Below are 14,882 nucleotides of genomic sequence, written 5' to 3'. Positions count from 1 at the left end.
TACGTTGGACAATGCCGGGCCATGACGGCCCGCAGCGGAGCGGACGATGGCCTATCTCTGCCGACCCCGCCTCAGCGGGCGCGCTGCAGCATACCGAAGAGGTCGCGCGGATCGTCGGGGTCGGCGATCATGTCGAGCTCCTGGTAGAAATCGGTGCCGACGATCTGGGCGCGCAGATAGCGCAGGGCCGAGAAGTCCTCGATGGCGAAGCCGACGCTGTCGAACAGGGTGATCTGACGCTCGTCGCGCCGGCCCGGCACCTGGCCGGTGACGACCTGCCAGAGCTCGGTGATCGGGTAGGAGCGATCCATCTGCTGGATCTCGCCCTCGATCCAGGTCTGCGGCGGATATTCCACGAAGCAGTCGGCGCGCGCGAGGATGTCCTTGTGCAGCTCGGTCTTGCCGGGGCAGTCGCCGCCGATGGCGTTGATGTGGATGCCGGGGCCGACCATGTTGTCGGTGAGGATGGTGGCGAACTGCTTGTCGGCGGTGCAGGTGGTGACGATGGCGGCGCCCTCGATCGCCTGCTGCGAGGAGGTGCAGGGGATGACGGTGAGGCCGCTGCCCTCAAGGTTGCGGGCGGCCTTCTGCGTGGCGCGCGGGTCGATGTCGTAGAGCCTGACGGTGTCGATGCCGCACACCGCCTTCATGGCCAGGGCCTGGAACTCGGCCTGGGCGCCATTGCCGATCATCGCCATCACCTTGCCGTCCTTGGGCGCGAGGTGGCGGGCCGCCATGGCCGAGGTCGCCGCGGTGCGCAGCGCCGTCAGCAGCGTCATCTCGGTCAGGAGCACCGGATAGCCGGTGGCGACATCGGCGAGCAGGCCGAAGGCGGTGACGGTCTGCAGGCCCTCGGCGGTGTTTTTCGGGTGGCCGTTGACATATTTGAAGCCGTAGATGGTGCCATCAGAGGTCGGCATCAGCTCGATCACGCCGTCACGCGAATGGCTGGCGACGCGCGGGGTCTTGTCGAAGCTCTCCCAGCGGGCGAAATCTTCCTCGATCAGGTCGGTGAGTTCGGCCAGCACCCGCTCGATACCGAGATGGTGGACGAGGCGCATCATGTTCTCGACGCTGACGAAAGGCACCATCGCCTTCTGCGAGGGCAGGGGAGCGGTCATCGAAAAATCCCTGAACGGTCAATGTTGGCCTTAGCCTAGGCCGTCCGGATGTTCACCGAAATCGCAATCCTGTGCTAGAATTGTCAGTTCATTGAACAGATTGCCAGGTCGGGTTGTAAAAAATGTCAGTGACGGGGCGGGATGCCGAGACGGTCAAATATATTCCCGATGCGCTGGATCGCGGCATCATCGCGCATCTGCGCAGCGATGGCCGGGCCTCGCTCTCCAAGCTGGCCGATGCGCTGGGCGTGGCGCGCGGCACGGTGCAGAACCGGCTCGACCGCCTGATCGAAACCGGCACGCTGCTCGGCTTCACCGCCCGCGTCCGCGAGGATTACGACATGAACGCCGTGCATGCGGTGATGATGATCGAGGTGGTCGGCAAATCGACCACGCAGGTCATCCGCAAGCTGCGCGGCCTGCCGGAGGTGCACACGCTGCACACCACCAACGGCAATTGGGACCTGGTCGCCAATATTCGCGCCGCGAGCCTCGCCGAATTCGACCGCGTGCTGCGCGAGGTCCGGCTGATCGACGGGGTGTCGAACAGCGAGACGAGCCTGCTGCTGAGCAGTGTGTGAGGGATGGCTGCGGGCTGTCGTGGTTGCCGCGGTACCCCGACAGAACAAGGCGCGACCAGCCTTCCCCACTTCGTGGAGAAGGCTGGTCGCGTGATACTCGGCGAGGTTGCGCTCCCTGACGGCGGGAGATGACAGGGCCGATCCACCCGCCATGCGGGTGCCGCGAGGTTCACACCGGCTTGTGATTGATTGAGCTCTTGCTCCCGCCGTCCTAGGCTGATTGTCTGGAACGACTCCAAGGAGGGGATATGCCCTTCCGACTCGCGGGAGACTGCCATGGCCTATACCATCAAGATCAACGGAACCGCCCACACCATCGATGCCGATGGCGACACGCCGCTTTTATGGGTGCTGCGTGACATTCTGGGCATGACGGGCACCAAGTTCGGCTGCGGTGCCGCCTTGTGCGGCGCCTGCACCGTGCATGTCGACGGCACGGCGACGCGCTCCTGCATCACGCCGCTGGAAAGCGTCGGCGAGAGCGCCGTCACCACCATCGAGGCGATCGGCGAAACCCCGCAGGGCAAGGCCCTGCAGCAGGCCTGGCTCGATCTCGAAGTGGTGCAGTGCGGCTATTGCCAGTCCGGCCAGCTGATGTCGGCCGCGGCCCTGCTCGCCGCCACGCCCAAGCCGAGCGACGAGGACATCGATGCCGCCATGTCCGGCAATGTCTGCCGCTGCGGCACCTATCAGCGTATCCGCGCCGCCATCCATCACGCCGCTGCTTGAGGGAGGAAGGGATCATGCCCGACGGTACCGATACACGTTCACACCTCGATCGCCGCGCCTTCCTGAAGGCGGGAGCCGCCATTGGCGGCGGCTTCGTTCTCACCCTCGCTCTGCCGCCGCTGGCCGGATCGCCGGTCGCCGCAGCGGAGGCCAAGGATTTCGCGCCCAACGCCTTCATCCGCATCGATCGCCAGGGCCTGGTGACGCTGGTGATGCCGATGGTCGAGATGGGCCAGGGCGTCTACACCGCCCAGGCCATGCTGCTGGCCGAGGAGCTGGAGGTCGGCCTCCACCAGGTCAAGCTCGAACATGCCCCGCCCGACGACAAGCTCTACGGCAATGCCCTGCTCGGCAGCCAGGCGACGGGCGGCTCGACCACCATACGCGCCTTCTGGCAGCCTTTGCGGCAGGCCGGCGCGGCCGCCCGCACCATGCTGGTCGCCGCCGCCGCCAAGCGCTGGAACGTCGATGCCGCCAAGCTGACGGCCCGCGACGGCGCCGTGCTCAATCCGGCTAGCAATGCCACGCTCGGCTATGGCGAGCTCGCCGACGAAGCCGCGACCATGCCGGTGCCCGCCCCCGAGAGCCTCAAGCTCAAGGACCCCAAGGACTTCAAGCTCCTGGGCACCCCGGCCAAGCGGCTGGATACGCCGGACAAGGTGGTCGGCAAGGCCGAGTTCGGCATCGACGTCAAGCTGCCGGGCATGAAGGTTGCCGCCATCGCCATCTCGCCGGTGTTCGGCGGCAAGCCCAAATCCGTGGACGACAAGGCGGTGCTGGCCGTCAAGGGCGTCAGGCAGGTGGTCAAGACCGACGACGCCGTCGCCGTGGTCGCCGACCATATGGGCGCGGCCAAGAAGGGCCTCGCCGCCGCCAATATCAGCTGGGACGACGGGCCGAACGCCAAGGTCGACAGCGCTGAGATCATCAGCCAGCTCACCGAGGCCTCCAAGCAGCCGGGTGCAGTGGCTCGCAACGAGGGCGACACCGCCAAGGCGCTCGCCGGCGCGGCCACGAAGCTCGAAGCCATCTACCAGGTGCCCTTCCTCGCCCATGCCGCCATGGAGCCGATGAACTGCACCGTGCATGTGCGCAAGGATGGCTGCGAAGTCTGGGTCGGCACGCAGGTGCCCACCATGGCCCAGGCGATCGCCGCCGAGATCACCGGCCTGCCCAAGGACAAGGTCAAGGTCTACAACCACCTGATCGGCGGCGGCTTCGGGCGCCGGCTGGAGGCGGACGGCGTCGCCCGCGCCGTCAAGGTCGCGCAGCAGGTCGACGGGCCGGTGAAGGTGATCTGGAGCCGCGAGGAGGACATCCAGCACGACATGTACCGGCCCTATTATTTCGACCGGATGTCGGCCGGCCTCGACGCTTCGGGCAAGCCGGTGGCCTGGACCCATCGCATTTCCGGTTCCTCCATCCTGGCGCGCTACTTCCCGCCGGCCTTCAAGGACGGCATCGATTCCGATGCGGTGGAGGCGGCGGCCGAGCCGCCCTATGCCCTGCCCAACATCCATGTCGACTATGTCCGGGTCGAGCCGCCGGGCATCCCGACCTCCTGGTGGCGCGGCGTCGGGCCGACGCACAACGTCTTCGTGGTCGAGAGCTTCATGGACGAGCTGGCTGCCGCGGCCAAGGCGGACCCGGTCGCCTATCGCAAGGACCTGCTCGCCCATAATCCGCGGGCGCTCGGCGTGCTCACGCTGGCGGCCGAGAAGGCGGGCTGGGGCCAGCCTCTGCCCAAGGGGCGCGGGCGCGGTGTCAGCGTACAGTTCGCCTTCGGCAGCTTCATGTCGATGGTGGCCGAGGTGGAGACGGCGGCCGACGGCACGCTCAAGGTGCATCGCCTCGTCTGCGCCGTCGATTGCGGCCTGCAGGTCAATCCGGACACCATCGCCGCGCAGGTCGAGGGCGGCGCGATCTTCGGCCTCACCGCGGCGCTGCACGGTGCCATCACCCTGAAGGACGGCCGGGTGGAGCAGGGCAATTTCGACACCTATCTGCCCATGCGCATCGACGAGGTGCCTGTCATCGAGACCCATCTGGTCAAGAGCGCCGAGGCCCCCGGCGGCATCGGCGAGACGGCGACGGTCGCCGTCGGCCCGGCCGTCGCCAACGCCGTCTTCGCCGCCACCGGCAAGCGCGTGCGCACTCTGCCGATCGACACGGATGCGCTGAAGACCGGGTGAGGACCCACGGGCGCGTACGCCGGGGGAAAGGCGCGACACCGGCCGCCCCTTCTCCCCGTTCTCACGGGGAGAAGGTAAGGATGAGGGGCAGTGCGACCTCTTATATTGAACACTTTGCGTAGCCCCTCACCCCTACCCTCACCCCGTAAACGGGGCGAGGGGGCGCGTACGTGGCGTTAGTTCGGCAGGTCCGTCATCTCGCCCGGCCCTTGAGTCGATACCTACAGGGTTACCCCACCGCCGATCCCCAGCGTCGCCGTCAGCTCACGGGCGGCCGCGGCGCCGGCGCGGTTGGCGCCGATGGTCGAGGCCGAGGGGCCGTAGCCGACGAGATGGATGCGCGGATCGCGGGCGACCTGCGTCGCCAGGCGGCCGGCCATCACGATGCCGCCATCGTCCTCGCGGATCTGCAGCGGCGCCAGGTGGTCGAGCGAGGAGCGAAAGCCGGTGCACCACAGGATGACGTCGACCTTCTCCTCGTGGCCATCGGCCCAGCGCACACCCTCGGGCGTGATCGCGCTGAACATCGGCCGGCGCGCCAGCACGCCCCGCTCGCGTGCGGCCCGCAGGGCCGGGGTGAGGGGCAGGCCGGTGACCGAGACGATCGAGCCGGGCACGAGGCCGCGCCGCACCCGGTCCTCGACGAGGGCGACGGCGGCCCGCCCGTCCTCGGGCGTGAACGGCCTGTCGCGGAACTCAGGCTCGCGGCGGGTTACCCAGATCGTCTGCGTCACGCGCGAGATCTCGTCGAGGATCTGCACGGCCGAGATGCCGCCGCCGACCACGAGGACGCGCTGGCCGGCGAACGCCTCGGCGTTCCGATAGTCGCGGGTGTGGAGCTGGCGCCCCCCGAAACTCTCCCGGCCGGGATAGTCGGGAACATAGGGCGTCTCCCAGGTGCCGGTCGCGTTGATGAGGCCGCGCGCCGAAAAGGTCTCCCTATCAGTCTCGACCCGGAAGCGCCCACCGCGCTCGCACACCACCTTGACCGTCACCGGCCGATAGATCGGCAACTCGAATTTGCGCTCATAGGCCTGGTAATAGCGCGGCACCGCCTCCGCCGCCGGCACCTCGGTGAGGTCGGGATCGATGACGTCGGCAAAGGACATGCCGGGCAAATCGTGCACGCGGTTGACGGTGCTCAGCGTCAAGGACGGCCAGCGAAATTGCCAGGCCCCGCCGGGCGCAGGCGCCTTGTCCAGCACCAGAAAACCGCGGCCGGGCGCCAGACCGAGTTCGTGCAAATGATAGGCGCTCGAGAGCCCGGCCTGGCCGGCACCGATCACGACGATGTCCACCTTGTAGGCGAGGTGGACGTCCCGCGCGGGTACCTGATCGGCGGGAGGCGAAGCGGCCTTCGCTCCCTCTTCATCATGCTCAGCCATGCTGCGAGAGTGGCGGCCGGGTTGCCGGAATTCAAGAGGGCGGCGACGGGGCCATCGCGCGATTGCATCCCGCTGTCCGCAACCGTATAAAGCAAGTACATGCTTTGAATATAGACTGCAGAGGGTCATGTCGACGCCGGAGCTGGAAAATTCGAGCCTGCAGGGACGGTCCGGGCCCGATCGCCTGCTGTTCCTCCTGAAGACGAAGGGGAAGCAGACGGCGGCCGAGCTCGGCAAGGCGATCGGCACGACCGGCGAGAACGCCCGGCAGCAATTGATCAAGCTCGCCGCCGAAGGCCTGGTCGAGACCGAATCGGTGGCTCGGGGCGTCGGCCGGCCCTCGCAGTTCTGGCGGCTGACGGCGCAGGGGCATGGCCGCTTTCCCGACGCCCATGCCGAGTTGACCGTCGGCCTGCTGCGCAACATCCGTGACCTGCTCGGGCCCGAAGCGCTCGAGCGCCTGATCGCGGCGCGCGAGGAGGAGATGCGCGCGGCCTACCGCGCCGAGCTCGGCCGGGTGGAGGGAACCGAGGCCCGCATCGCCGCGCTTGCCGGGATTCGCACGCGCGAAGGCTACATGGCGCAGCACCGGCCGACGGAGGACGGGGGCTGGCTCCTCATCGAGAACCACTGCCCGATCTGTGCGGCGGCCACGGCCTGCCAGGGTTTCTGCCGTTCGGAACTGGCGATTTTCCGCGAAATGCTCGGGCCACGCTGCTCGGTTGAGCGAACCGAGCATATTGTCCACGGCGCCCGGCGCTGCGCCTACCGCATCCGGGAAGAAGCGCCGTAGCGGGCGGGCGCCGGCGCATTTTGTGATTTGACGGAATCAGCGGGAACCGCAAGGTCGCGTCAGAACAAGGCGTTGGGGTGAGAGCGTTCCGTCGTGAACGCGCTTGCCGCCGGCGTCGGAAAGGCGGTGTGCCGGCTTGGCGAACGAGGCCGGTCGCAAGCATCCGCCAGCAAAGGGGAGGATTGCCCGATGAGCGCCATGGCGGAGCGGGACGGGCAGGCGATCGAGGCGTCGACGGTGCGTGCCGTATCCTGGCGCCTGCTGCCGTTCCTGATGCTGGCCTATCTCCTGGCCTATCTCGACCGCGTCAATCTCGGCTTTGCCGCCCTGACCATGAATGACGAGCTGAAATTCTCGCCCCTGGTGTTCAGCTGGGGCGCCGGCATCTTCTTCATCGGCTATTTTCTGTTCGAAGTGCCGAGCAATGTCATCCTGCACAAGGTCGGTGCCAGCCGCTGGATCGCCCGCATCATGGTGACCTGGGGCATCGTCTCGGCGCTGATGGCGCTGGTCGCCGGTCCGGTCAGCTTTTATGTGCTGCGCTTCCTGCTCGGCGTGGCCGAGGCCGGCTTCTTTCCCGGCATCATCCTCTATCTGACCTATTGGTATCCGGCCAAATACCGTGCTCGCATCCTCGCCGCCTTTGCCGTGGCGGTGCCGGTATCGACCGTGATCGGTGCCCCGATTTCAGGCTATCTGCTGGGTCTGGACGGCGTCGGCGGTCTCAAGGGCTGGCAATGGCTGTTCATTCTGGAGGGCCTGCCGGCAGCCCTGCTCGGCATCGCGACCTGGTTCTATCTCACCGACCGTCCGGCGTCGGCGGCCTGGCTCAGCCCCGAGCAGAAGCGCTGGCTTTCCGATCGCCTGGAGCGCGAGGAGGGCGCGAGGAAGGCCGCACACCATATGAGCCTGCGTCAGGCGCTGGCCTCGCCCAGGGTCCTGGTGCTGAGCCTGGTCTATTTCGGCTTCGTCGGGGCGCTCTATGGCATGCAGTTCTGGCTGCCGCAGATCGTGAAGGCCTTCGGCCTCAGCAACATCCAGACCGGCTTCGTCACCGCGATACCCTATGTGTTCGGCTCGGTCGCCATGGTGCTGTGGGCGCAGCATTCGGACCGCACCCGCGAAAGGGTCTGGCATGTCGCGCTGCCGTTGTTCCTGATCGCGCTATCCCTGGCCGCGGCCAGCGCGTTGAGCGATCCCGTGCTGACGATGATCGCCCTGACGGTGGCGGCCATCGGCGTGTTCTGCACCTTCTCGCTGTTCTGGACCCTGCCGACCGCCTTCCTGAGCGGCGCATCGGCGGCGGGCGGCATCGCCCTGATCAATTCGATCGGCAATCTCGCCGGCTTCGGCGGACCCTATCTGATCGGCTGGTTCAAGGACCAGACGGGAGGCACCGCCATGGGGCTTCTGGCCCTGTCGCTGCTGCCGCTGGTCTCGGCCCTGCTGGTCCTGGGCCTGGGGCATGATTCCAAGACGGAATTCGCTGCTGCCGAATGACGGCTGCGCGACCGGCGGGCGGGGCTGGACGCCATCCGCCTGTCGCGTTTTCAGTGTAGGTGTGCAGTGGTTGCCGCTCCCCTCAAGGTGCCTTCTTGCCGCTGGCGTCGAACTGCTTGAGATAGGCGATGACATTGGCGATGTCGTCGGGCTTCGACAGGCCGACAAAGGCCATCTTGTTGCCGGGCACCTTCTGTTTTGGGCTCTTAAGATATTCTGAGAGAGTGTCCTCTGCCCAGGTCAGGCCGGCACTCTTCATTGCTGGTGAATAGGTATAAGTTTCTACCGATCCGGATTTACGGCCGATTATTCCATTCAACTCAGGGCCTACGGCATTCTTGGCTGTCTCTCCAACCTGGTGGCAAACTTTACACTTGATGAATACTTTTTCGCCGAGCGCTGCATCTTGTGCGAGTGCAGCGCTCGATATCAGGATAGAGGCAAGAATTCCGACGGCGACCTGTCGCATTTTCTCTCCCTTTCGGCCATTCATCCGAAGTCATCGAAGATTAAGCTTAATTTCTGCTTATTTTGTTCTTCACATGTCGTGTTGTGTTGTGAATCAGTCTAGGCGCAACGTAAAGTGACTGGACAGCATGAAGAATGATGATCACACTCCTTGTCAAGAATAGATATTATCTGCACAAGGAGGATGCGTGCTTGATGTCCGGCGATTTCGGCTCGCTCCCGGTTCGGCAGCGGCGGCCTTTTCAGAAACAATTTGATGGGGTTGGTCGCGTCGTGGCGGGTTTCGACGGCGGTTTGCCGCAATGATGAAACGGCGACAATTTCTCGCGCTTGCGGGCGCCGGTCTGGGGGGAGGACTTCTTGGCTCGGCCGGAACGGCCTGGGCGCAACTGCCGCCGTTGCGCGTGGGTGTTCTATCCTTCGGTACGGTCGAGTGGGAGCTCGCTGCCATCCGGGCACTCGGCCTGGACGAGGCGGCGGGCTTGAGGATCGATCCCTTGAAGCTCGCCTCCAACGATGCGGCGCGCATCGCCTTTCTCGGGGATGCCGTCGACAGCATCGTCTCGGATCTGCTCTGGGCGGCGCGCATGCGCGGCGAGGGACGTGACATCGTGTTCCTGCCCTTCTCGGCCTCGGAGGGGGCGGTGATGCGGGCGCCGGGATCGACGATCGCCACGGTCGCCGACCTTGCCGGTAAGCGCATCGGCGTGGCCGGCGGGGCGCTCGACAAGAGCTGGATCCTGCTGCAGGCCTATGCCCGGCACCAGGCCGGCATCGACCTGGCCAAGGTGGCCGAGCCGGTGTTCGGGGCGCCTCCCTTGCTGAGCATGAAGCTGGAACAGGGCGAACTCGATGCGGCACTGCTCTATTGGAATTTCTGCGCGCGTCTCGAAGCCAAGGGCTTCAAGCGCCTGATCGGCGCCGACGAGGTCGCGCGCTCCTTCGGCGTCGAGGGGCCGATCTCCTTCATCGGCTATGTCTTCAAACGGGGCGACGAGCAACATGACAAGCGCATCGCCGCCTTTGCCGCCGCCTCCAGGCAGGCCAAGCAGGCCCTGGCGAGCCAGGAGGCGATCTGGGCGCAGCTCCGACCCCTGATGCAGGCCGATGACGAGGCGACCTATAACGTGCTCAGGCGTACCTTCCTTACCGGCATTCCCAACCGGGCGATCGCCGATGAACGGGCCGATGCTGCCAAGCTCTACGCCAAGCTGGCCGAACTCGGCGGCGAGAAGCTGGTCGGCAAGACCGCCACCCTTCCGGAGGGGCTCTATTGGGCCGGACACTGACAGATTGGAGCAGTGGACGCCTAGCCGGCCTCACGGCCCGGTTGGTCTCGCTGCTTGCCCTGCTGGCGATCTGGGAGGTCGCGGCCAGGCTGGCCAACGGCCCGCTGCTGCCCTCGCCCGCGGCGGTGCTCGCCTTCATCGTCGCGGAGACCCGGCGCGGCGACCTGGTCGCCAATATCGGCATCACGCTGTGGCGGGTTGCCGGCGCCTTCGGCGTGGCGATGCTGATCGGCAGCGTCATCGGCATCGTCCTCGGCCGCTGGCACCGGGCCAACGCAGCCTTCGATGTCTGGCTCCTGGTGCTGCTCAACATGCCGGCCCTGGTGATCGCCGTGCTGTGCTACATCTGGCTCGGCCTGACGGAAGCTGCGGCAGTGACGGCGGTCGCCCTCAACAAGATCCCCAATGTCATCGTGGTGCTGCGTGAGGGCACGTGGGCCCTCGATCGCGATCTCGAGGAGATGGCCCATGTCTATCGCTTTCCGGCCGGAACCTGGCTGCGCCATGTCCTGATGCCGCAGCTGGCGCCCTACATCGCTGCGGCCGCGCGTTCGGGCCTGGCCCTGGTCTGGAAAATCGTGCTGGTGGTCGAATTGCTCGGCCGCTCGTCGGGGGTCGGCTACGCGATTTCACTTTATTTCCAGCTTTCGGATGTCACGGCGGTGCTGGGTTATGCTCTCGCTTTCACCTGCGTCATGCTCGCTATCGAATTCCTCCTGCTGCAGCCCCTTGAGAAGCATGCCCGACGTTGGCGCCCCGCTCTTGCTTGACCTCAGCATCGCCAGCAAGATCTATCGCGATGATCGCGGCAGGGCCGTGGAAGCCGTCAGGGGGCTCGACCTTTCGCTGGCCATGGGCGAATTCACCTGCTTGATCGGGCCTTCAGGCTGCGGCAAGACCACTGCCCTGAAGATCCTGCTCGGGCTCGATCGTGATTTCGAGGGCAGGGTGGAGCCCGACATCACGGCGCTGACGGTCGGGGTGACCTTCCAGGAGCCGCGCTTGCTGCCTTGGCGGACGGTGGAACAGAATGTCCGCATCGCCTTGCCGCCGTCGCAGCGCCGGCGTGACCTCGACGCTCTGTTCGGGCGGCTCGGCCTCTCCGAGTGGCGCGCACATTATCCGCATGCGCTGTCGCTCGGCCTGCAGCGGCGCGTCGCGCTGGCTCGCGCCCTGGCGCTGGAGCCGCAATTGCTGGTGCTGGACGAGCCCTTCGTATCGCTCGACGACAAGGCCGCGCTGGAACTGCGCGCCTGCCTGCTGGCAGAAGTCGCCGACCATCGCATCACGGTTCTTATGGTGACCCACAATGTGCGCGAGGCGATCGGCCTGGCCGATCGGCTGCTGTTCCTGAGCCCCCGTCCCACCCGCATCCTCCATGAGGTCGCGATCGTGGAAGCGCGCCAGGACCGGCATTCGACCTGGATCGAAACGCGGCACCGGGAATTTGCCGAGCGCTTCGGCTTGTAAGGCCGGTGGCCGAGGAAGGAGCTTGCAGGATGCAACGGCTCGTGATGCTGGCCCGGCTTTGGATGACGGCCTGCCTTGTCCTGCTTCCCGGCTTCGCTTCGGCTGAGACGCTACCGACGCCCTTGCCGATGACGGAAATAGCCAAGGGCGTCTTCGTTTTTGCCGCCCCGCATGAACTGGCCGCGCCGGGCAATGCCGATGCTATCGGCAATGCCGGCTTCGTCATTGGCAATGAGGCGGTCGCGGTCATCGATACGGGTGGTTCGCGGCAGGCCGGTCTTGCCCTGTTGGCGGCCATCCGCGCCCGTACCGACAAGCCGATTCGCTATGTCATCGACACCCATGTCCATCCCGACCATCTGCTCGGCAATGCCGCCTTCCGCCTGCCGGGCGTGACGATCGTCGGCCATGCCAACCTGCCCGAGGCCCTGTCCGCGCGTGCCGGGACCTATCTGTCGGCGACGCGCCGGCTGATCGGGGAGGCCGCCTTCGCCGGCACCGAGGCGATCGCCCCCACCTTGCTCGTCAAGGACCGGCTCGATCTCGATCTCGGCGGCCGCCGCCTCCTGCTGGAGGCCTGGCCGACGGCCCATACCAACACCGATCTCACCGTGCTGGACGAGAAGACGAACACCTGGTTCCTGGGAGACCTGCTCTTTGCCGGCCACGTCCCGGCGCTTGACGGCAGCCTCATGGGCTGGATTGCCGTGATCGACACCCTGCGCTCGCGTCCGGCCGCCCGCGTCGTGCCGGGCCATGGTCCGGCCGCGATGCCCTGGCCGGCGGCGGCCGATCCGATGCAGCGCTATCTCACGCGCCTGCGCGACGACGTGCGCGCGATGATCGCCGAAGGACGGACATTGCGTGAGGCGGCGGAACGGGCCGGGCAATCCGAGCGCGACAACTGGCAGCTGTTTGACGAGTTCAATCCACGCAATGCCACAAGTGCCTTTCACGAACTCGAATGGGAATAGCCAGTACCCAGCCGAAGAACCGTATAGTACCGCCGTGATTTTGCGGTGCACTCAATAAATGATGCGACGCACCATAATAAGGTAAAAATAAATCTAGTGGCATGTCAGTCAAATCTTGCATGAACTGAACACGTTGCATAAGGTAACGCATCTTCGACTTCCAACGGCACCGTGATGGGGATCGCAGTGTCGATTCGAAAGCCAGCGGCTTATGCCTATGGCTACGAGGCGGATCCGCCGGCTGTGACACGCTGTCGAAGAGACGAGGTATCCCCAAGGCTAGAAGAACGACATCAAGTTCGGCATGTGGTCCGGCGGGACGGCATGCGTGTGGCCACTCGGAGGAAGCCCAATGAAAATATTGATAGCGTGGCTGGGCGTGGTCTGCTCGCTGTTATTCGGCGCGCAGGCCTACGCCAATGACGAAGTACAAAAGCTGACGCAGGACCCCAATCAATGGGTGCTGCAGACCGGCGATTATGCGAATACTCGATATTCGAAACTTGACCAGATTACTGCGGAAAACGTCAAGAAGCTCCAGGTTTCCTGGACATTCTCGACAGGCGTCCTGCGCGGCCATGAAGGCTCTCCGCTGGTCGTCGGCGACATCATGTATGTCCATACGCCGTTTCCCAACACGGTCTATGCCCTCGATCTCAACAATGAAGGCAAGATCATCTGGCGTTACGATCCCAAGCAGGATCCGAACGTCATTCCCGTGATGTGCTGCGACACGGTCAATCGCGGCCTGGCCTATGCAGACGGCAAGGTGTTCCTGCACCAGGCCGACACCACCGTCGTGGCGCTCGACGCCAAGACCGGCAAGGTGGTCTGGTCCGTCGTCAACGGCGACCCGAAAAAGGGCGAGACCAACACCGCGACCGTCATGCCCGTCAAGGACAAGGTCCTTGTCGGCATTTCCGGTGGTGAATTCGGCGTGCGCTGCCATGTCACCGCCTATGACCTGAAGACCGGCAAGCAAGCCTGGCGCGCCTATTCCATGGGCCCGGACGAGGAAATGCTGGTCGATCCGGAAAAGACCACCGAACTCGGCAAGCCGATCGGCAAGGATTCCAGCATCAAGACCTGGCAAGGCGACCAATGGAAGACCGGCGGTGGCTGCACCTGGGGCTGGTATTCCTATGATCCCAAGCTGAACTTGGTCTATTACGGTTCCGGCAACCCCTCGACCTGGAACCCCAAGCAGCGCCCGGGCGACAACAAGTGGTCGATGACCATCTTCGCCCGTGACGCCGACACCGGTATGGCCAAGTGGGTCTATCAGATGACCCCCCATGACGAATGGGACTATGACGGCGTCAACGAAGTCCCGCTGGTCGATCTCAAGATCGACGGCAAGGAGCACAAGGCCCTGGTCCATCTGGACCGCAACGGCTTCGGCTACACCCTCGACCGCGAGACGGGCGAGCTCCTGGTTGCCGAGAAGTATGACCCGGTCGTGAACTGGGCCACCAAGGTCGACATGGACAAGAACAGCAAGACCTATGGTCGTCCGCTGGTCGTGGCCAAATATTCGACCGAGCAGAATGGCGAAGACGTCAACACCAAGGGCGTATGCCCCGCGGCTCTCGGCTCCAAGGACCAGCAGCCGATGGCCTATTCGCCCAAGACCGGCCTGTTCTACGTGCCGACCAACCATGTCTGCATGGACTACGAGCCGTTCAAGGTGAGCTACACCCCGGGCCAGCCCTATGTCGGCGCTACCTTGTCGATGTATCCGGCCCCCAACAGCCATGGCGGCATGGGCAACTTCATTGCCTGGGATGCTGCCAAGGGCAAGATCGTCTGGTCGCTGCCCGAGCAGTTCTCGGTGTGGTCCGGACCGCTCGCGACCGCCGGTGGCGTCGTGTTCTACGGCACGCTGGAAGGCTATCTGAAGGCGATCGACGCCAAGACGGGTAAGGAACTCTACAAGTTCAAGACCCCCTCCGGCATCATCGGCAACGTGATGACCTACACCCACAAGGGCAAGCAATATATCGCCGTGCTCTCGGGTGTCGGTGGCTGGGCCGGCATCGGCCTGGCGGCAGGCCTGACCGATCCGAATGCGGGTCTGGGTGCCGTTGGCGGCTATGCAGCCCTCAACAACTACACGGCGCTCGGCGGACAGCTGACGGTGTTCGCGCTGCCATGAGCACGTGATGCAGCAGCCAGGGCAAGGCGCGTTCCGCCGTGAATGCGCGTTTGCCCTGGCTTGCTGTCTCAGGTGTCTTTGCGCCCCTTGTCGATATCGGCAAATTGCAAACACTTTGGCCGATCATCCCGTCGGGGCTGGGGAGACGTCGTCTTTCCCAGCCCCCTCGCCAGACAAAAACGAAGACTTCCGGCTTTCGGTGCCCTTCGGCCCGCGAAATGGTGG

14 protein-coding genes are annotated in these 14,882 nt (G+C 65.2%); 11 read left to right on the top strand and 3 right to left on the bottom strand.

What is annotated here, in order from left to right:
* Nucleotides 1–71: 71 nt before the first annotated feature.
* Nucleotides 72–1,121: an ornithine cyclodeaminase gene (gene ocd, locus ABXS05_RS18475; RefSeq protein ID WP_367624957.1), complete on the bottom strand. Its 1,050-nt coding sequence runs from the start codon at nucleotides 1,119–1,121 to the stop codon at nucleotides 72–74.
* A gap of 122 nt (nucleotides 1,122–1,243) precedes the next feature.
* Between ocd and ABXS05_RS18470 the strand changes: the two genes are divergently transcribed.
* The 3 genes from ABXS05_RS18470 (at nucleotide 1,244) to ABXS05_RS18460 (ending at nucleotide 4,623) form a co-directional block, all read left to right on the top strand.
* Nucleotides 1,244–1,702 (top strand): Lrp/AsnC family transcriptional regulator, encoded by a 459-nt coding sequence (locus ABXS05_RS18470; protein WP_311940477.1) that lies wholly within the window; start codon nucleotides 1,244–1,246, stop codon nucleotides 1,700–1,702.
* Between the two features lie 276 nt (nucleotides 1,703–1,978).
* Nucleotides 1,979–2,431 carry a (2Fe-2S)-binding protein gene (locus ABXS05_RS18465; RefSeq protein ID WP_367624956.1) on the top strand — a complete coding sequence of 151 codons (453 nt, stop codon included), beginning with the start codon at nucleotides 1,979–1,981 and terminating at the stop codon, nucleotides 2,429–2,431.
* Between the two features lie 14 nt (nucleotides 2,432–2,445).
* Entirely contained in the window at nucleotides 2,446–4,623 is a 2,178-nt protein-coding gene (locus ABXS05_RS18460) for a xanthine dehydrogenase family protein molybdopterin-binding subunit (protein ID WP_367624955.1), read from the top strand.
* A gap of 221 nt (nucleotides 4,624–4,844) precedes the next feature.
* Here ABXS05_RS18460 and ABXS05_RS18455 read toward each other — a convergent pair whose 3' ends face one another.
* The gene (locus ABXS05_RS18455) at nucleotides 4,845–6,008 is read right to left on the bottom strand and encodes an NAD(P)-binding domain-containing protein (protein WP_367624954.1); all 1,164 of its coding nucleotides are present in this window, start codon (nucleotides 6,006–6,008) and stop codon (nucleotides 4,845–4,847) included.
* A 127-nt stretch (nucleotides 6,009–6,135) separates the two neighbouring features.
* Between ABXS05_RS18455 and ABXS05_RS18450 the strand changes: the two genes are divergently transcribed.
* A complete protein-coding gene (locus ABXS05_RS18450; RefSeq protein ID WP_367624953.1) occupies nucleotides 6,136–6,801 on the top strand; it encodes a helix-turn-helix transcriptional regulator in 666 nt (221 codons plus the stop codon).
* Nucleotides 6,802–6,990: 189 nt separating this feature from the next.
* Nucleotides 6,991–8,301 carry an MFS transporter gene (locus tag ABXS05_RS18445; protein ID WP_367624952.1) on the top strand — a complete coding sequence of 437 codons (1,311 nt, stop codon included), beginning with the start codon at nucleotides 6,991–6,993 and terminating at the stop codon, nucleotides 8,299–8,301.
* An 82-nt stretch (nucleotides 8,302–8,383) separates the two neighbouring features.
* On the opposite strand, the gene ABXS05_RS18440 is transcribed toward ABXS05_RS18445, so the two are convergent.
* Nucleotides 8,384–8,770: a c-type cytochrome gene (locus ABXS05_RS18440; RefSeq protein WP_068289025.1), complete on the bottom strand. Its 387-nt coding sequence runs from the start codon at nucleotides 8,768–8,770 to the stop codon at nucleotides 8,384–8,386.
* Between the two features lie 134 nt (nucleotides 8,771–8,904).
* On the opposite strand from ABXS05_RS18440, the gene ABXS05_RS18435 reads away from it, so the two are divergent.
* From ABXS05_RS18435 to xoxF5, 6 genes are all read left to right on the top strand, one after another.
* Nucleotides 8,905–9,075 carry a hypothetical protein gene (locus ABXS05_RS18435; RefSeq protein WP_311940490.1) on the top strand — a complete coding sequence of 57 codons (171 nt, stop codon included), beginning with the start codon at nucleotides 8,905–8,907 and terminating at the stop codon, nucleotides 9,073–9,075.
* Complete coding sequence (locus ABXS05_RS18430; protein WP_367624951.1) at nucleotides 9,072–10,058, top strand: ABC transporter substrate-binding protein; 987 nt, start codon at nucleotides 9,072–9,074, stop codon at nucleotides 10,056–10,058. The genes ABXS05_RS18435 and ABXS05_RS18430 overlap by 4 nt, the downstream gene beginning before the upstream one ends.
* The gene (locus tag ABXS05_RS18425) at nucleotides 10,043–10,828 is read left to right on the top strand and encodes an ABC transporter permease (RefSeq protein WP_367624950.1); all 786 of its coding nucleotides are present in this window, start codon (nucleotides 10,043–10,045) and stop codon (nucleotides 10,826–10,828) included. The genes ABXS05_RS18430 and ABXS05_RS18425 overlap by 16 nt, the downstream gene beginning before the upstream one ends.
* Entirely contained in the window at nucleotides 10,797–11,528 is a 732-nt protein-coding gene (locus ABXS05_RS18420) for an ABC transporter ATP-binding protein (RefSeq protein ID WP_367624949.1), read from the top strand. Before ABXS05_RS18425 ends, ABXS05_RS18420 begins: the two co-directional genes overlap by 32 nt.
* A gap of 29 nt (nucleotides 11,529–11,557) precedes the next feature.
* Nucleotides 11,558–12,502: a quinoprotein relay system zinc metallohydrolase 2 gene (locus ABXS05_RS18415; protein ID WP_367624948.1), complete on the top strand. Its 945-nt coding sequence runs from the start codon at nucleotides 11,558–11,560 to the stop codon at nucleotides 12,500–12,502.
* Between the two features lie 352 nt (nucleotides 12,503–12,854).
* Nucleotides 12,855–14,657, top strand: coding sequence for a lanthanide-dependent methanol dehydrogenase XoxF5 (xoxF5, locus tag ABXS05_RS18410; RefSeq protein ID WP_311940499.1), 1,803 nt, complete (start codon nucleotides 12,855–12,857; stop codon nucleotides 14,655–14,657).
* Nucleotides 14,658–14,882 lie beyond the last annotated feature (225 nt).

This window comes from Labrys neptuniae (genome assembly GCF_040797145.1).
Taxonomy (GTDB): Bacteria; Pseudomonadota; Alphaproteobacteria; order Rhizobiales; family Labraceae; genus Labrys; species Labrys neptuniae.
Note: the sequence above shows the minus strand (reverse complement) of the source record. Positions and strands in the feature narration are given on the sequence as shown.

Coding starts and splice junctions, on each gene's coding strand:
- xoxF5 (WP_311940499.1), top strand. CDS start 12,855: ATGAAAATATTGATAGCGTGGCTGGGCGTGGTCTGCTCGCTGTTATTC.
- ABXS05_RS18430 (WP_367624951.1), top strand. CDS start 9,072: ATGATGAAACGGCGACAATTTCTCGCGCTTGCGGGCGCCGGTCTGGGG.
- ABXS05_RS18465 (WP_367624956.1), top strand. CDS start 1,979: ATGGCCTATACCATCAAGATCAACGGAACCGCCCACACCATCGATGCC.
- ABXS05_RS18415 (WP_367624948.1), top strand. CDS start 11,558: ATGCAACGGCTCGTGATGCTGGCCCGGCTTTGGATGACGGCCTGCCTT.
- ABXS05_RS18460 (WP_367624955.1), top strand. CDS start 2,446: ATGCCCGACGGTACCGATACACGTTCACACCTCGATCGCCGCGCCTTC.
- ABXS05_RS18455 (WP_367624954.1), bottom strand. CDS start 6,008: ATGGCTGAGCATGATGAAGAGGGAGCGAAGGCCGCTTCGCCTCCCGCC.
- ocd (WP_367624957.1), bottom strand. CDS start 1,121: ATGACCGCTCCCCTGCCCTCGCAGAAGGCGATGGTGCCTTTCGTCAGC.
- ABXS05_RS18435 (WP_311940490.1), top strand. CDS start 8,905: ATGATGATCACACTCCTTGTCAAGAATAGATATTATCTGCACAAGGAG.
- ABXS05_RS18445 (WP_367624952.1), top strand. CDS start 6,991: ATGAGCGCCATGGCGGAGCGGGACGGGCAGGCGATCGAGGCGTCGACG.
- ABXS05_RS18440 (WP_068289025.1), bottom strand. CDS start 8,770: ATGCGACAGGTCGCCGTCGGAATTCTTGCCTCTATCCTGATATCGAGC.
- ABXS05_RS18470 (WP_311940477.1), top strand. CDS start 1,244: ATGTCAGTGACGGGGCGGGATGCCGAGACGGTCAAATATATTCCCGAT.
- ABXS05_RS18450 (WP_367624953.1), top strand. CDS start 6,136: ATGTCGACGCCGGAGCTGGAAAATTCGAGCCTGCAGGGACGGTCCGGG.
- ABXS05_RS18420 (WP_367624949.1), top strand. CDS start 10,797: ATGCCCGACGTTGGCGCCCCGCTCTTGCTTGACCTCAGCATCGCCAGC.